General features: G+C 59.6%; 17 protein-coding genes and 1 tRNA gene. 12 read left to right on the top strand and 6 right to left on the bottom strand.

Going from position 1 to position 16,210, the window contains the following annotated elements:
• Positions 1-116 precede the first annotated feature (116 nt).
• On the top strand, positions 117-1,547 hold the full coding sequence (locus tag F8N21_RS10665) for a DegQ family serine endoprotease (protein ID WP_150642089.1): 1,431 nt from the start codon (positions 117-119) through the stop codon (positions 1,545-1,547).
• A 295-nt stretch (positions 1,548-1,842) separates the two neighbouring features.
• Here the strand turns inward: F8N21_RS10665 and F8N21_RS10670 are convergent, their stop codons facing one another.
• On the bottom strand, positions 1,843-3,276 hold the full coding sequence (locus F8N21_RS10670; RefSeq protein ID WP_150642090.1) for a M48 family metalloprotease: 1,434 nt from the start codon (positions 3,274-3,276) through the stop codon (positions 1,843-1,845).
• A gap of 99 nt (positions 3,277-3,375) precedes the next feature.
• Between F8N21_RS10670 and F8N21_RS10675 the strand changes: the two genes are divergently transcribed.
• Positions 3,376-3,615, top strand: coding sequence for a sulfurtransferase TusA family protein (locus F8N21_RS10675; protein WP_150642091.1), 240 nt, complete (start codon positions 3,376-3,378; stop codon positions 3,613-3,615).
• A 31-nt stretch (positions 3,616-3,646) separates the two neighbouring features.
• A complete protein-coding gene (locus F8N21_RS10680) occupies positions 3,647-4,717 on the top strand; it encodes an AI-2E family transporter (protein ID WP_150642092.1) in 1,071 nt (356 codons plus the stop codon).
• Positions 4,718-4,947: 230 nt separating this feature from the next.
• Here F8N21_RS10680 and F8N21_RS10685 read toward each other — a convergent pair whose 3' ends face one another.
• Together F8N21_RS10685 and F8N21_RS10690 are read right to left on the bottom strand one after the other, a co-directional pair.
• Positions 4,948-5,421 carry a peroxiredoxin gene (locus F8N21_RS10685; protein WP_150642093.1) on the bottom strand — a complete coding sequence of 158 codons (474 nt, stop codon included), beginning with the start codon at positions 5,419-5,421 and terminating at the stop codon, positions 4,948-4,950.
• Between the two features lie 10 nt (positions 5,422-5,431).
• Positions 5,432-5,992 (bottom strand): glycine cleavage system protein R, encoded by a 561-nt coding sequence (locus tag F8N21_RS10690; protein ID WP_150642094.1) that lies wholly within the window; start codon positions 5,990-5,992, stop codon positions 5,432-5,434.
• 328 nt (positions 5,993-6,320) lie between these two features.
• Between F8N21_RS10690 and dapA the strand changes: the two genes are divergently transcribed.
• The 5 genes from dapA (at position 6,321) to F8N21_RS10720 (ending at position 10,007) form a co-directional block, all read left to right on the top strand.
• Entirely contained in the window at positions 6,321-7,199 is an 879-nt protein-coding gene (gene dapA, locus F8N21_RS10700; protein ID WP_150642095.1) for a 4-hydroxy-tetrahydrodipicolinate synthase, read from the top strand.
• Positions 7,200-7,216: 17 nt separating this feature from the next.
• Positions 7,217-8,332, top strand: coding sequence for an outer membrane protein assembly factor BamC (bamC, locus tag F8N21_RS10705; RefSeq protein WP_150642096.1), 1,116 nt, complete (start codon positions 7,217-7,219; stop codon positions 8,330-8,332).
• A 4-nt stretch (positions 8,333-8,336) separates the two neighbouring features.
• The gene (locus F8N21_RS10710) at positions 8,337-9,095 is read left to right on the top strand and encodes an MBL fold metallo-hydrolase (RefSeq protein ID WP_150642097.1); all 759 of its coding nucleotides are present in this window, start codon (positions 8,337-8,339) and stop codon (positions 9,093-9,095) included.
• 28 nt (positions 9,096-9,123) lie between these two features.
• A complete protein-coding gene (gene purC / locus F8N21_RS10715; protein WP_150642098.1) occupies positions 9,124-9,834 on the top strand; it encodes a phosphoribosylaminoimidazolesuccinocarboxamide synthase in 711 nt (236 codons plus the stop codon).
• An 83-nt stretch (positions 9,835-9,917) separates the two neighbouring features.
• Positions 9,918-10,007: transfer RNA gene (locus F8N21_RS10720), tRNA-Ser, on the top strand.
• A 166-nt stretch (positions 10,008-10,173) separates the two neighbouring features.
• Here F8N21_RS10720 and F8N21_RS10725 read toward each other — a convergent pair.
• On the bottom strand, positions 10,174-10,380 hold the full coding sequence (locus F8N21_RS10725) for a hypothetical protein (protein ID WP_150642099.1): 207 nt from the start codon (positions 10,378-10,380) through the stop codon (positions 10,174-10,176).
• A gap of 305 nt (positions 10,381-10,685) precedes the next feature.
• On the opposite strand from F8N21_RS10725, the gene F8N21_RS10730 reads away from it, so the two are divergent.
• Both F8N21_RS10730 and F8N21_RS10735 read left to right on the top strand, forming a co-directional pair.
• On the top strand, positions 10,686-11,615 hold the full coding sequence (locus F8N21_RS10730) for a LysR family transcriptional regulator (protein WP_150642100.1): 930 nt from the start codon (positions 10,686-10,688) through the stop codon (positions 11,613-11,615).
• Between the two features lie 63 nt (positions 11,616-11,678).
• Positions 11,679-12,044, top strand: a complete 366-nt coding sequence (locus tag F8N21_RS10735) for a 5-carboxymethyl-2-hydroxymuconate Delta-isomerase (protein WP_150642101.1) — start codon at positions 11,679-11,681, stop codon at positions 12,042-12,044.
• A 192-nt stretch (positions 12,045-12,236) separates the two neighbouring features.
• Here F8N21_RS10735 and cynS read toward each other — a convergent pair whose 3' ends face one another.
• Together cynS and F8N21_RS10745 are read right to left on the bottom strand one after the other, a co-directional pair.
• A complete protein-coding gene (gene cynS, locus F8N21_RS10740; RefSeq protein ID WP_150642102.1) occupies positions 12,237-12,707 on the bottom strand; it encodes a cyanase in 471 nt (156 codons plus the stop codon).
• A gap of 48 nt (positions 12,708-12,755) precedes the next feature.
• A complete protein-coding gene (locus F8N21_RS10745; RefSeq protein ID WP_150642103.1) occupies positions 12,756-13,415 on the bottom strand; it encodes a carbonic anhydrase in 660 nt (219 codons plus the stop codon).
• 108 nt (positions 13,416-13,523) lie between these two features.
• Between F8N21_RS10745 and cynR the strand changes: the two genes are divergently transcribed.
• The gene (cynR, locus tag F8N21_RS10750) at positions 13,524-14,405 is read left to right on the top strand and encodes a transcriptional regulator CynR (RefSeq protein ID WP_150642104.1); all 882 of its coding nucleotides are present in this window, start codon (positions 13,524-13,526) and stop codon (positions 14,403-14,405) included.
• Positions 14,406-14,761: 356 nt separating this feature from the next.
• Positions 14,762-16,144 carry a glutamine synthetase family protein gene (locus F8N21_RS10760; protein ID WP_150642106.1) on the top strand — a complete coding sequence of 461 codons (1,383 nt, stop codon included), beginning with the start codon at positions 14,762-14,764 and terminating at the stop codon, positions 16,142-16,144.
• Positions 16,145-16,210 lie beyond the last annotated feature (66 nt).

Raw genomic sequence — 16,210 nt, forward strand, 5'->3', positions numbered from 1 at the left:
TCAGAGCTCCTCGGCTCTGGCCTTGTTTGTTGTTCCCGGAACAAAACTACCGGCGTATATTTCCTCGGTGTTCTTGCTCCATATCGCTTAACCATGCTCGTCGTAACGGGAGCCGTATGTCGATTCCATGCTTGAAGTTTTATCTATCCATTGTCGCCACCGTGTTGTTGCTCGGTCAGACGGTCGCCGCCCAAGCGGCCGAGCTGCCGGACTTCACGCAACTGGTCGAGCAGGCCTCGCCCGCGGTAGTCAATATCAGTACCACGCAAAAACTGCCGGATCGCAAGGTCTCAGGCTCTCAAATGCCTGATCTGGAAGGCCTGCCGCCAATGTTGCGGGAGTTTTTCGAGCGCGGTATGCCCCAGCAGCCACGTTCGCCCCGTGGTGATCGTCAGCGCGAAGCTCAATCCCTGGGCTCGGGTTTCATTATCTCGAATGACGGCTACATCCTGACCAACAACCATGTGATCGCCGATGCCGATGAAATCATCGTGCGTCTTGCCGATCGCAGTGAATTGAAGGCCAAGCTGATCGGCACTGACCCACGTTCCGACGTGGCGCTGCTGAAAATCGAAGGCAAGGACCTGCCGGTTCTGAAGCTGGGTAAATCCCAGGATTTGAAAGCCGGGCAGTGGGTAGTGGCAATCGGCTCGCCGTTTGGTTTCGACCATACCGTGACCCAGGGCATCATCAGCGCCATCGGCCGTAGCCTGCCGAATGAAAACTATGTGCCGTTCATCCAGACCGACGTGCCGATCAACCCGGGCAACTCCGGCGGTCCGCTGTTCAACCTGGCCGGTGAAGTGGTCGGCATCAACTCGCAGATCTACACCCGTTCCGGCGGGTTCATGGGCGTATCGTTCGCCATCCCGATCGATGTGGCGATGGACGTTTCCAATCAGCTGAAGAGCGGTGGCAAAGTCAGCCGCGGCTGGCTGGGTGTGGTGATCCAGGAAGTGAGCAAAGACCTGGCCGAGTCCTTCGGTCTGGATAAACCGGCCGGTGCGCTGGTGGCGCAGATTCAGGATGACGGCCCGGCAGCCAAGGGCGGCCTGCAGGTAGGTGACGTGATCCTGAGCATGAATGATCAGCCGATCGTCATGTCTGCCGATTTGCCACACCTGGTGGGCGCGCTCAAGGCCGGCTCCAAGGCCAATCTTGAGGTCATCCGTGAAGGTCAGCGTAAAAACGTCATGCTGACCGTCGGCGCTATTCCGGAAGAAGGTAAGGAACTGGACTCCCTGCCTAAATCCGGCGTCGAGCGCAGCAGCAACCGTCTGGGTGTTGCGGTGGCTGAACTGACCGAAGAAGAGAAGAAGGCCAACGATCTCAAGGGTGGCGTGGTCATCAAGGAAATTCAGGACGGTCCTGCTTCCTTGATCGGCCTGCAGCCGGGCGATGTGATCACTCACCTGAACAATCAGGCGATCACCTCGACCAAGAACTTCACCGAGATCGCCAAGGCACTGCCGAAGAATCGTTCGGTATCGATGCGGGTTCTGCGTCAGGGCCGTGCCAGTTTCATCACCTTCAAACTGGCTGAATAACCGGGTAACCGTTTATCTGCGGCATTAAAAAGCCCGTCTCGAAAGAGGCGGGCTTTTTTGTGGGCTTTGACGCCAGTCAGTCAACTATCGGATGGCCCGAAAAGATCGCAGCCTGCGGCAGCTCCAGCGGGTTGGCGTACACCCGCGAAATGGCGGATGGACACGATCGGCGTAGGAGCTGCCGCAGGCTGCGATCTTGGCGATATCCCGTTCGCCGAAAGCCTTTGGCTTATGTCGAAGTACTGTGGATTTCTCTTGACTTCCAGGTACCAGGCAGGCCGCGCTCCCACAACAATCAGCGCATCATGTCTTTGACTATCTGCTCCTGTTCCATCAACTCCCGCTGCCGCGCGTCGATCCTTGAAGACAGCGGGAAGTTGGTGCCCGCCCGGCGCTTGGCGAAGTCGAGTTGCTGGAGGGCCTGACTATAGTCGCCAACCAGTGCGAAGTATTCGGCCCGGGCCTGATGCAGGCCGATGATGTTGCCGGACAGCCCTCGGGTTTCTGCCACCATGTACCAGACATCCGGATCGTCCGGGCGACTCTTGAGCAGGTTATCGAGCGCTTTCTCGGCATCGGCGGGGCGGTTCTGCTTGAGCAGCAGGTCGACGCGCACATCGTTCAGCGGGTAGTTGCCTGGGTATTGGGTCAGCATGCGATCCACCCGCGACTGGGCATCCGGCAGGCGGTTGTTGGTGATGTCCAGATCGACCTGCGCCAGGTTATAGGTGATGTCATTCGGTGACTTGGCCAGCAGCTGCTTGAGGTTCTCTCGAGCCTCATTCAACTGTCCGCCTTTGATCTGGGCGATCGCCAGGCCGTAGCGGGCCACGTCGTTCTGCGGATTTTCATCGAGCTGGGCGCGAAAGCGTTTGGCGCCCAGGCCGGGGGTTTCTTCATAGACCAGCTGGACTCGGGCGCGGATCAGCTGATAGCGCAGGGTATCTTCGGTGCCGCCCGCCGGGGCCTGTTCGGCGCGGTTGCGCGTGTCGGCGATCCGCGATTCGGTGACCGGGTGAGTCAGCAGGAATTCCGGTGGCTTGGCGTCGAAGCGGTACTGACGGGACAGTCGTTCGAACATGGTCGGCATGGAGCGCGGGTCGTAGCCGGCCTTTTCCAGGTTGAGAATGCCGATACGGTCGGCTTCCTGCTCGTTCTGGCGCGAGAAGCGCCGTTGTTCCTGAATCGCTGCGGCCTGGGTGCCGGCGATCGCGGCAATCCCGGCGTCCCCGGCACCCGCAGCGGCAATGACAATCCCGGCCAGCAGCGCGGCCATCATTGGCACTTGCATGCGTTGCTGAGCTTCTACGCCACGAGCAAAGTGGCGTTGCGACAAGTGAGCCAATTCGTGAGCCAGTACCGAGGCATATTCACCTTCGGTCTGTGCATTGAGGAACAGCCCGCCGTTGACCCCGACAATCCCGCCCGGCGCCGCAAAGGCGTTGAGTTGCGGGCTGTTGATCAGGATGAACTCCAGGCGCCGATCGTTGAGCTGGCTGGTCTCTACCAGCTTATAGACGCTGGTCTCGACGTAATCCTTGAGTTGCGGGTCATTGAGCGCAGACACCTGGCTGCGCAACAGTGCCAGCCAGGCACGGCCCAGTTGGTGTTCCTGTTGCGGCGAGACGATGGCAGAACTGGCGTCGCCGAGTGACGGCAGGTCGTCGGCGAAGCCCGGTGAGGCGAGCAGGCAAGCGAGCGTCAGCAGGGTAGGGCGCAAAAAAGTCATGCACAAAGCCTTAGTCGACAAAGAGCTTACTGTAGCCGGACACTTGGCCCGGGACCAGATATTCTAGGCAGCTCCCTAATACCCGCCCGGAGTGAATCGATGACCGAAGCTGTAGAGTACGACGCCGAACTGGACGCCAGTGGTTTGAACTGTCCGCTGCCATTGCTCAAGGCCAAGCTGGAGCTCAATCGCCTGCCCAGCGGTGCGGTGCTCAAGGTCATCGCCACGGACGCCGGTTCTCAACGGGATTTTCGCACCTTTGCCCGTTTGGCCGGTCATACGCTGCTTCGTGAGGAAGATGAAGCCGGTGTTTATCGCTACTGGTTACGTAAAGCCTGAGTTCTGCCTCGCCCATTTTTAAGGATTATTGATGTTCAAGGTGTTACGCGACTGGATTCAGCGCTATTTCTCCGATGAAGAGGCTGTGGTGCTGGCCGTTCTCCTGATCCTGGCCTTTACCGCGGTGTTGACCCTGGGTGGGATGCTGGCGCCGGTCCTGGCGGGTATGGTCCTGGCCTACCTGATGCAAGGCCTGGTGAGCACCCTGGAACGCCTGCGCTTGCCCGGCGGGGCTGCGGTTGGCCTGGTGTTCGCCTTGTTCATGGGCGTGCTGCTGGTGTTCATCGTAGTGGTGGTGCCGCTGCTCTGGCATCAGTTGATCACCTTGTTCAACGAATTGCCGGGCATGCTCGCCAAGTGGCAATCCTTGCTGTTGTTGCTGCCGGAGCGTTATCCGCATCTGGTGTCCGATGAGCAGGTATTGCGGGCCATCGAAGTGGCCCGCGGCGAAATCGGCAAGTTCGGCCAATGGGCGCTGACGTTCTCGCTGTCCAGCCTGCCGTTGCTGGTCAACATCATGATCTACCTGGTGCTGGTGCCGATCCTGGTGTTTTTCTTCCTCAAGGACCGGGAAATGATCGGACAATGGGTTCGTGGCTACCTGCCCCGCGAGCGCACATTGATTACCCGGGTTGCTCAGGAAATGAACCGCCAGATCGCCAACTACATTCGCGGCAAGGTGATCGAGATCTTCATTTGCGGTGGGGTGACCTACATTGCCTTTGTTGCCTTGGGCCTGAATTACTCGGCATTGCTCGCGCTGTTGGTCGGGGTTTCGGTGGTGGTGCCGTATGTCGGGGCGGTGGTGGTCACAGTGCCAGTGTTGCTGATTGCGCTGTTCCAGTGGGGCTGGAGCGATCAGTTCATCTATCTGATGGCGGTCTACGGAATCATCCAGACGCTGGACGGCAACGTGCTGGTGCCGTTGCTGTTCTCCGAAGCGGTCAATCTGCACCCGGTGGCGATCATCTGTGCGGTGCTGTTGTTTGGCGGGTTGTGGGGCTTCTGGGGGATCTTCTTCGCGATTCCGCTGGCAACCCTGTTCAAGGCCGTACTGGATGCCTGGCCGCGCAAGGAGCCGATTGTGGCGCCGTTGTTGTAGATTTGTCGGGATGTGAGGCCTTTGTGGGAGCGGGCTTGCCACAATGCCAGTCAGCCGAACGTAAATCTGTGGCGAGGGGGCTTGTCGGAACGCCGCACCGCCCCGCTCGGGTGCGCAGCAGCCGCAAAACCTGTGAATGCGGTCTGCCTGCCAAAATGTGATTGCAGGTTTTAGGGCCGCTGCGCGACCCAGCGGGGGCAAGCCCCCTCGCCACAAGTGCCCGTCAACTATCAGGCCTTGTTCAGGGCCTGAGCCGCAGCCAGCACCGCATCCACATGACCCGGTACTTTCACGCCGCGCCATTCCTGGCGCAGGACGCCATCCTTATCGATCAGGAAGGTGCTGCGGTCGACGCCCATGTACTCCTTGCCGTAGAGCTTCTTCAGCTTGATCACATCGAACAGCTGGCAGATGGCTTCATCCTTGTCGCTGATCAGCTCGAATGGAAACTCCTGTTTGCACTTGAAGTTCTCGTGGGACTTCAAGCTGTCGCGCGATAGGCCGAACACTTCGGTGTTGGCTGCCGTGAACCCGGCGTACTGATCGCGAAAGCCCTGGCCTTCGGTGGTGCAGCCAGGGGTGCTGTCCTTCGGATAGAAGTAGATCACCACTTGCTTGCCCTTGAGCCCGGCAAGGCTGATGGTTTGCCCGCTGGTGGCAGGCGCTTCGAAGTCGGCGACCGGTTGGTCGATGGCAACGGCCATGAAAGCTTCCTTACATTGGGTTCTGTGGGCGCCATGGTTCGATCAGCGCGTCGAGGTTCAGCGCGTCGGCGAAATCCAGGAACTGGTCACGCAGCCAACTGATCTGCACGCCGGCCGGCAAGGTCACGGTGAAGGTCGCATTGAGCATGGTGCCGCCGGTCTGCGGTGCCTGGTAGGTGTCGCAGGTGAGGTTTTCCAGCTCGACGTTGTGGTCGATGAAAAACTGGCACAGCTCGTTGACGATGTCCGAGCGATAGGCCGAACTGACATACGCCACATAAGGCAGCGCCTCGGGGCGATTTTCCAGCGCCGCGCTACGCACCACGTTGACCGTAAAGGCATGTTTCTTGGCCAGGGACGGCAAGCCTGCTTCCAGGCGCGCCAGCGCGTCCCAGGTGCCGGAAATCTGCAGGACCAGCGCACTGCATTCGCCGTGGCGAGTCAGGCGGGAGGTCACCACGGCACAGCGATTTTCATGGCTGGCGCGGCACAGGACGTTAGTCAGCTCCATGGGGTTGGCGCCGAGGGCACTGATGACAAGGAATTGTTCGCGGACTGTGGGGGTGGACATGCAGCATTCCTAAAACGATGAGCGGTCGATACTTTTACGGGCTCAAGTGCGGGGAGCAAGCGTCCAGATACGAATTCGGAAACCCTGACTCCATAGGTTGCGACGAGCTCCATTAAGGCAAGAGCGAAGGGTGGCAACGCAGGATCGGGGCTTCAGAGGCCGAAAAGGGAGGCTCAAACCTGGCGTATAAGCTTATCAGTACCGATCAAAGTCTGAAGGGTAGCGAAAACCATCGCTCAGGGGAATGGCGCGAGCGCAGTACTTCGCTTGTACAAGCATCTTGGCGCCAGTACCATTACCGCTCTCTTTTTCCGGCAGGAGCGGTGGCATGATTGCGGGCAGTATGGTGGCACTGGTCACACCCATGGATGCACAGGGTCGTCTCGATTGGGACAGCCTGAGCAAACTGGTGGACTTCCACCTGCAAGAGGGCACCAACGCCATCGTGGCGGTCGGCACCACAGGTGAGTCGGCCACCCTCGATGTGAACGAACACATCGAAGTGATTCGTCGCGTGGTAGCTCAAGTTGCAGGGCGTATTCCGGTAATCGCCGGTACCGGCGCCAATTCGACGCGCGAAGCGATCGAACTGACCACCAACGCGAAAAACGCTGGCGCCGACGCGTGCCTGCTGGTAACTCCGTACTACAACAAGCCGACCCAGGAAGGCCTGTATCTGCATTTTCGCGCGATCGCCGAAGCAGTCGACATTCCGCAGATCCTCTACAACGTGCCCGGCCGTACGGCGTGTGACATGCAGGCCGAGACCGTGATCCGTCTGTCGACCGTGCCGAATATCATCGGTATCAAGGAAGCCACGGGTGACCTGCAGCGCGCCAAGGACATCCTGGCCGGCGTCAGCAGCGACTTCCTGGTGTACTCCGGTGACGACGCGACTGCGGTCGAGCTGATGCTGCTCGGCGGCAAAGGCAATATCTCGGTGACCGCCAACGTCGCTCCGCGGGCCATGAGCGATCTGTGCGCCGCCGCGATGCGTGGCGATGCCGTGACCGCCCGGGCGATCCACGAAAAGTTGATGCCGCTCAATAAAACCCTGTTTATCGAATCCAACCCGATCCCCGTGAAATGGGCCCTGCATGAAATGGGCTTGATGCCGGACGGTATCCGTCTGCCGCTCACCTGGCTCAGTGCTGCCTGTCACGAACCGCTGCGGCAGGCCATGCGCCAGTCCGGCGTATTGGTTTAATTGAGGAAGTACTACGCATGAAGCGAATGGCCGGACTTTCCGCACTTGCCTTGATTATCTCCAGCACAAGTGGCTGTGGGTGGCTTTGGGGCCCGGAAGGTTACTTCCGCGACCGTGGCAGCGATTACCTGGAGGCGCAACAGACTGCGCCGATGCAATTGCCACCGGATGTCAGCACCTCCAAGCGCCTCGACCCACTGTTGCCGATCCCGCGTAACGTGGCCGACGACAGCGTCAAGGGCGAATACGAAGTGCCGCGTCCGCAGCCGCTGACGGCCAGCGCCGAGTCCAGCGCCTACAGCCTGCAGAAAACCGGCGAATCGCGCTGGGTCACCGCGCAGCGTCCGCCCGCTGAAGTCTGGCCAGTGGCCGTGCAGTTCTTCCAGGACAATGGTTTTCGCCTTGACGAACAACGCCCGCAGACCGGCGAGTTCACCACTACCTGGCAGCGCACCGATGAACTCTCCGCGTCGCTGGCCAAACGCCTGAGCAGCAATACAACGGCGTCCGACAGCGAATTCCGGGTTCGGGTCCGCATCGAGCCGGGTGTGCAGCGCAATACCAGTGAAGTCTATGTAGTCAGTGCCGAGCGTGCTGCCGGCAGTACCGCCAATACCGAGTTCACCAACCGCTCGGTCAACACCGGGCTGGACGCCGCGCTGGTCGATGAAATGCTCGCGAGCATGAGTCGTACCTCCGAGAAGGGCGGTTCGGTCTCCCTGTTGGCCGCACGTGATTTCGATACCCCTGAGCGCGTCAGCCTCACCGAGGACGGCAGCGGCAACGTGGTGCTCAACCTCGGCGAAGACCTCGACCGTGCCTGGTCGAGTGTCGGCCGCGCGCTGGAGCAGGGCGATTGGCGGGTTGAAGACATCAACCGCAGCCTGGGCCTGTACTACATCAACCTCGCTGAAAAAGCCGAGACCAGAGACAACGAGCCAGGTTTCTTCGGCAAGCTGTTTGGCAGCAAACCGGCCAAGGAAGAAGTCGAAGCCCGCGCCGAGCGTTATCAGGTTCGCCTGAGCAAGGTGGGCGACACCGTGCAAGTCACAGTCGAGAAAAACATCAACACCGTTGCACCGCCAGAAGTGGCGCGCAAAGTGTTGGGCGTGATTCAGGACAAACTGGGCTGATCAGATGCGTTTTGCCGTTCTCGGCAGTGGTAGCCAAGGGAATGGCACGCTGATAGCCAGTAATGACACGTACATTCTGGTGGATTGTGGTTTCTCCCTGCGTGAAACCGAGCGACGCCTGCTGCGCCTGGGTGTAAGCCCGACGCAGCTGAGCGCGATTCTGGTGACCCACGAACATGCCGATCACGTGCATGGCGTGGGTTTGCTGTCTCGGCGTTACAATCTACCGGTCTACCTCAGTCGCGGTACCTTGCGCGGGATGCGCAAACCGGTTGAACCCGCAGCTTTTCTGGCCGGCGGCGAGCAATTGCAGATCGGCGCATTGAGCATCGGGGTGATTGCCGTGGCCCACGATGCACAGGAGCCGACGCAGTACGTCTTCAGTGACGGTGAGCGGCGTTTCGGCCTGTTGACCGACCTGGGTTCGTATTGCAGCAAGGTGCTGGAAGGCTATCGGGATCTCGATGCGTTGATGATCGAGTCCAACCATTGCCGCGACATGCTTGCCCGCGGTCACTACCCGTACTTTCTCAAGCAGCGGGTGGGCGGGGAGCTGGGACATTTGAATAACCACCAGGCGGCATTCCTGGTGGCCGAGTTGGGCTGGAAAGACCTGCAACACCTGGTCCTGGCCCATCTGAGCAGCAAGAACAACCTGCCGCAGCTGGCCCGGCAATGTTTTGTCGATACCCTCGGGTGCGACCCGGACTGGCTGCAACTGGCCGATCAAGATTCAGGGCTCGACTGGCGACATATCGCCTAGCCCACCTACTTAGCAAGCGGAGCCCATCATGGAAAAACGTGAAGAACTCTACCGCGGCAAAGCCAAATCGGTTTACAAGACCGACGACGCTGACCGCTTGATCCTGCTGTTTCGCAACGACACCTCGGCGTTCGACGGCAAGCGCATCGAGCAGCTCGACCGCAAAGGCACGGTGAACAACAAGTTCAACGCCTTCATCATGCAGAAACTCGAAGAAGCCGGCGTGCCGACCCAATTCGACAAACTGCTGGGCGACAACGAATGCCTGGTGAAGAAACTCGACATGATCCCGGTCGAGTGCGTCGTGCGTAACTACGCCGCCGGCAGCCTGGTCAAGCGCCTGGGCGTCGAAGAAGGCCTCAAGCTCGAGCCTTACACCTTCGAACTGTTCCTCAAGGACGACGCCAAGGGCGACCCGTTCATCAACGAATCCCACGTCGTGGCGTTCGGTTGGGGCACGGCCGAGCAACTGGTGCGCATGAAAGAACTGTCGCTCAAGGTCAACGAAGTCTTGAGCAAACTGTTCGACGACGCCGGTCTGCTGCTGGTCGACTTCAAACTCGAATTCGGCGTATTCCACGGTGAAATCGTCCTCGGTGACGAATTCAGCCCGGACGGCTGCCGCCTGTGGGACAAGGAAACCCGCAAGAAAATGGACAAGGACCGCTTCCGCCAGGGCCTCGGTGATGTTATCGAAGCCTACGAAGAAGTCGCCAAACGTCTGGGCGTACCGCTTTAACCGACGCAAGCGACTGATAGCACGGAAAAATTTTGCTCGGGGGCTTCGCTTCCGGCAAAGGTGCTGTTATGATTCGCGCCGTTGGAGAGATGCCAGAGTGGCCGAATGGGACGGATTCGAAATCCGTTGTACCTTCACCGGTACCTAGGGTTCGAATCCCTATCTCTCCGCCATACATAGAAAAGCCCCGTAGCTGAAAAGCTACGGGGCTTTTTTGTTTCTGGCGTTTTGATCAGGGCATTTTCAGAGCAGGAGGCTGGGTGTACGGCTGCAAAACTGAGGTCTGAAACGCAGAAGCTGCTCCTGTAGATAAGAGCAGCTTCATTTTCCATGACTGATCTATGGATGCGGCAGACCCAGTTTCCTTTGAATCAGGTCGTACACTTCTTTGTGTGTGGAGTTGTGGAGAGTTTTATTTTTGCACGCTGAAGTCAGAAGCGTTTTAACTTCTTGCTTCGAGCGTGGATAAAGACCGGCGACATAGTCAGTTTCATGGTCTTCTGCGCAGTTGAAGTGTTTGTCATCTTTTGCTTTGTCTCTAGCCATGAATAATTTCCTTATCGGGTTAATGGGTGGTTTCGGGACGGTTTACATCGTTTTGGCCCCTGCCATCCACAGCTTAATAGCCTTCGACCGCCTTGCCAGAGGCAAGCAGAAAAAAGGAAAAGGCTGTACGAAGCGGGAAGTGGTCACCGGTGTTTTAAACGTAGAGAGTGAATCAATAGTCATCGTTTATGCGTCCTGTCGGTGCTTCAGATTCCATCGTGCAGCGAGCGTTGTTGCCTCCGTACATAGACGCCAGTCCCTACTCCTCCCTAAACTGTCATCCGTATCTGAGGCTGGGGCACTCGATGAACCGCAACGAACTGCGCAAGGCCGACATCAATCTGATGGTCGTGTTCGAAACGCTGATGCTCGAGCGCAATGTGACGCGGGTCGCGGAGAAGCTGTTTCTCGGACAGCCCACTATCAGCTCGGCGCTCAACCGCTTGCGCGCGATGTTCAACGATCCGCTGTTTATCCGGGTCGGGCATCGCATGGAGCCGACGGCAAGAGCCGAGGAGATCATTCGCCATCTCTCGCCGGCGCTGGACTCGCTGTCGGCCGCCTTGAGCCTGACCCATGATTTCAACCCCGCCAGCAGCACCATGACCTTTCGCATCGGCCTGTCGGATGATGTGGAGTTTGGCTTGCTGCCGCCGTTGTTGCGGGCGCTGCGCCAGGAAGCGCCGCAGGTGGTGTTCGTCGTCCAGCACGTCGATTACTGGCGGATCCCGGACTTGCTGGCATCCGGCGACATCACCGTCGGCATCAGCCAGACCCGCGGCCTGCCAGCCAACGCCAAACGCAAATTGCTCCGGTATATTCAGCCCAGCGTGTTGCGTGCTGACGCGTCTGACACCCCGTTGACCCTCGATGAATACTGCTCACGGCCCCATGTGCTGGTTTCCCACACCGCCAATGTCAGTGGTTTCGCTGATGAGTGGCTGGCTGAAATCGGCCGTAAGCGCCAGGTGGTGCTCTCGGTGCCGCAATACAGTTCCTTGCCGGCATTGCTCGCCGGCACCGACATGATCGCCAGCCTGCCGGATTACACCGCCGCGGCCATGGCGGCTTCCGGTCAGTTGTTCAATGAGCCGTTCCCGTTCAAGACGCCGACCCTGGATCTGTCGATGGTCTGGCTGAGCCACGTCGACAGCGACCCGGCCGAGCGCTGGTTACGCTCGCGACTGGAAGCGTTCATGGGTGAGCGAGAGGCGGCAAATTTCAAGCCACTCTGAGACCGGAGCCATGGGCGGCTTGTGCTATATCTACCAACTTACCTTCAAGCCAGGAGCACTGTCATGCCTCACCTGCATATGGAATACACCCCCAATCTGCCAGAACTGGATGCCGACAAGGCATTGTTGCGACTCAACCTTGCGTTGGTGGCTTCAGGGCAGTTTGCGGCGGAGTTCGATATCAAGAGTCGGGCAGTGCAGGTGGGGACATTTCGGATCGGTACCGGACTGGGCGAGCGGGCTTTCGTGCATGTGAAGCTGGCGCTGTTGAGCGGGCGCTCGGCCGAGACCAAGCGGCAATTGTCGCAGAGCCTGTTGGCGGTACTGCAGGACCTGTGTGAATGGCCGGCCAATGTCGAAGTGCAGTTGTGCGCGGAGATTCTGGATATTGACCGGGAGTCGTACACCAAGACGGCTATCGGGTTCTGATGCGTCTGTAGGAGCGAGCTCGCTCGCGATGGACTCAAAGGCGGCGCGTTTACTCAGAAAACACGCGTTATCGTTAACGTCCATCGCGAGCTCGCTCCTACAGAGACAGCGCAATACCTGTGGGAGCGGGCCTGCCCGCGATGGCGGCATCAGAACCTACGCCGATTTCCCCGCGGACAATGACTTTTTCAATCAGAACGGCTTGGTCGGCAAGTACTTGCCATCCAGGGTGATCACCGCCCGGGAACCGCCGTCCGGGTCTTCGACTTTCTTGATGTCGAGTTTGAAGTTGATGGCACTGATGATGCCGTCGCCGAACTGCTCATGGACCAGGGCTTTTAGCGTCGAACCATAGACCTGCAGCATCTCATAGAAGCGGTAGACGGTCGGATCGGTCGGGATGCCGCCCTGGATGCTGCCGCGCAATGGCACGCTTTGCAGCAGGCGGCTGGCGTCCTGGTCCAGGTCGAGTTTGTCACAGACTACATCGGCGGCTTCAGCCGGCAGAGGATGTTGCCCAAGCAGGGCGGCGGTGACGCAGGCCAGGCTCAGGCCGGTGCCGTCGGTCAGGTCCTGCCACGACAGGTTCTTGCGGGCCTTGGCGTCGATGATGGTGTCGGCCAGGGCCAGGCGTGGAGCTTGAGCGAATTGGGATTGCAGCATGGTGATTTCCTCTTGGGTGACGTACGAAAGTTGCTCCCGCACTGTGGGTCAGGCGGCGTGTGACAATTTGCTGGACTGGGCACAGGTCTGCGGATGGTCGCTGAGCGAGACGAAGCCCTGGCTGGTGCCGTCCAGCGCGATGATGCCGCCGCTCTCAATGTCGTAGACCCAGCCGTGCAGGTTCAGGCGACCCTGCTCCAGGGCCAGAGCGACTGACGGGTGAGTCTTGAGGTTGGCCAGTTGGGCGATGACGTTTTCCCGAACCAGTGAATCCAGGCGGTCCGCGGCCGATGCATGAGTCCGGGAGGCGTTGATCACCTTGGCCGACTCGGCATGGCGCAACCAGTTGGCTACCGCCGGCAAGTGATCGAGGCATTTGCAGGTGGAAATGGCGGTCATCGCGCCGCAATCGGAATGGCCGCAGATCACGATGTCGCTGACACCGAGCACGGCGACCGCATATTCCACCGTGGCTGACACGCCTCCCGGCTCCGGACCGTAGGCCGGCACTATGTTGCCGGCGTTGCGGATCACGAACATGTCGCCGGGTTCCTGCTGGGTCAGCAGTTCCGGGACTACACGGCTGTCGGAACAGGTGACGAACAAGGTGCCCGGGCTCTGGCGGGTAGCCAATTGCTTGAACAGTTCGCTGCGCTCCGGAAAAGCCTCACGCTGGAACTTGAGAAAGCCGTCGATGATGTCTTGCATGGTGATTCTCCTTGCGTCGCTGATGGGGCAAGGATGAAATTTTTCAGCTATAGCGTCCAAGACCGGTTTATTATTGTTGCCATTAGCCCTTCCTATAGTTGAGCGGCCATGCTGTTACGCCATATTCGCTACCTGCTGGCGGTTGCCGAACATCGCAACTTCACCAGAGCCGCCGAAGCTCTGCATGTGTCGCAGCCGACGCTGTCGCAGCAGATCAAGCAATTGGAGGACTCCCTTGGCGCGCCGTTGTTCGACCGCTCGGGACGTTGCGTGCGCCTGACCGATGCCGGTGAGGCCTATGTGCGTTATGCACGGCAAGCCTTGCAGGATCTGCAGGCGGCCAAGCGGGCGATGCATGACGTGCAGGATCTGAGTCGCGGTTCGTTGCGCCTGGCGATGACCCCGACCTTCACCACCTATCTGATCGGCCCGCTGCTGACCCGCTTCAACAGCCTTTACCCGGCGATCACCCTGAGCGTCGAGGAAATGACTCAGGACCGAATTGAAGCGGCGCTGGCTGAAGACCACCTGGATATCGGCATCGGTTTTTACGGTGAACATCTGCCCGATATCGAATCACAGGCGTTGTTCGCCGAAACCCTGAGCCTGGTGGTGAGTGATACCCATCCGGGGTTTGTCGGGCAACAGTCGTTGAGTGCTCACGAACTGGGCGAGCAGGCGTTGGTCTTGCTCAACAGCGATTTCGCCACCCGCCAGCACATCGACCGCTACTGCCGCGAACAAAACATCGCGCCACGCATCGCCATTGAAGCCAACTCCATCAGCGCGATCATCGAGATCGTGCGCCGCAGCTCGTTGGCGACCATCCTTCCGCAATCCATTGCCCGCGAGCAGACGGGCTTGCAGGCGCTGGAACTCGAACCGGCACTGCTGCAACGCACCGTCGCCTTGCTCAGTCGCAAGGGCGCTTACCGAAGTACCGCGTGCGGGGCGTTTGTCGAGTTGGTCGAACAGCGGGGGAATGTTTAGCCAACCCACAACCAAGCTTCGTCAAATCCGGATTTAACGGCTTATTCGCCCGTGTGACGCTGCTCGGCATCTGTTTACTGCGGTTTTCCTATGGTCGCCTGGCTGATCGGAATCACACACAAGGCTTCGCCCGGCCTCAGCGCTTCGGGCCTTTGTCGTCGATTTACACCCGCCAGCGCACCGAACCTGTCTGCACTCCCTTCCGAGCTGGCCTTCTGGGCGCTGTGGCACTGTCGCCATGCGCGCCCACCGGATACCTGCATTTCCCGTTAAGTCTTCATATGGTTTGCCCTGTGCGGTGGATCGAACCGGCGGCGCCTGCGCGCTTGCCTGACGCGGAAATACGAGAGTTCCCCATGAGTTTTGCCACGACCCCCTTTGCCTCCCTACAAGAAGCCCAGTCCTTTCTGGCGAACAACCCGGATATCGAGATGTTCGAGCTGTTTATCCTCGATAACAACGGCGTGCCACGGGGCAAGTTGTTGCATCGCGATGAATTGTTGGAGGTGTATGAAAGCGGCCGGCCGCTGCCAAGCACCATCCTCGGGTTGACCATCAATGGCGACGATGTGGAAAACTCCGGGCTGGTCTGGGAAGTGGGCGATATCGACTGTCGGGCGTATCCGCTCAGCGGCAGTTTGCAGCGCATGCCGTGGCGGCTGATCCCCACCGCAGCGGTGCAGGTCAGCATGCACCCGCAGGAGGGGATGCCGGCGACGGTAGCCGATCCGCGGCACTTGTTGACCAAGGTGATCGATGGGCTCAAGGCCGATGGCTACTATCCGGTCATGGCGGCGGAGCTGGAGTTTTATCTGCTGGATCGTGAGCGCGACAGTAACGGTCGGCCGCAACCGGCGCGGGATGTCGACGGCGGTCGACCGCGTTCTACCCAGGTCTATGGCTTGCGTGAACTGGAGCAGATCGAACCGTTTCTCGCCGATCTGTACAACGCCTGCAAACTCCAGGGCATTCCGGCGCGCACGGCGATTTCCGAGTACGCACCGGGGCAGGTGGAGATTACCCTTGAACACCGCAGCGATGCTTTGCAGGCAATGGATGAGGCGGTGCGCTACAAACGCCTGGTCAAAGGCGTGGCGCACAAGCACGGGATGACCGCCTGTTTCATGGCCAAGCCTTTCGATGACCTGGCGGGTACCGGCATGCACATGCATGTCAGCCTGGCGGACAAGGACGGTAATAATCTCTTCGCCAGCGAAGCGCCCGACGGTACGCCGCTGCTCAGGCAGGCGGTCGGCGGCATGCTCAGTACCTTGCTCGACTCGTTGCTGCTGTTTTGTCCCAACGCCAACTCCTACCGGCGTTTCCAGACCAACAGTTACGCGCCGCTGGCCGCGACCTGGGGCGTGGACAACCGTACGGTGAGTCTGCGAGTACCGGGTGGTCCGGCGTTCTCCCGGCATATCGAACACCGTATCTGCGGCGCCGATGCCAATCCGTATCTGGCGGCAGCGGCGATCCTGGCGGGGATTCATCGGGGTATTCGTGAACAGCGCGACCCTGGCGCGCCGGTCGAAGGCAATGGTTACGCTCAGGCTACCGAGCTGTTGCCGACGGACTGGCTGACCACCTTGCGCGCTCTGGAAGGCTCGTCCTGGGCTCGGGACGCCTTCGGGACCGAGTTTCTTGGGGTTTACCTGGCGGTAAAGTGTGCGGAATACCGGCAATTCATGGGCGAAGTGGGCGAACAGGACTGGCGCTGGTATTTACATCAAGCCTAAGAGCAGCTTCAAGCCGCAAGCCGCAAGCTCACAACCTGAAGCTTGTCGCTTGAAACTTGCCGCTGA

Source organism: Pseudomonas fluorescens (assembly GCF_902497895.1).
In the GTDB taxonomy this organism is placed as follows: Bacteria; Pseudomonadota; Gammaproteobacteria; order Pseudomonadales; family Pseudomonadaceae; genus Aquipseudomonas; species Aquipseudomonas fluorescens_BP.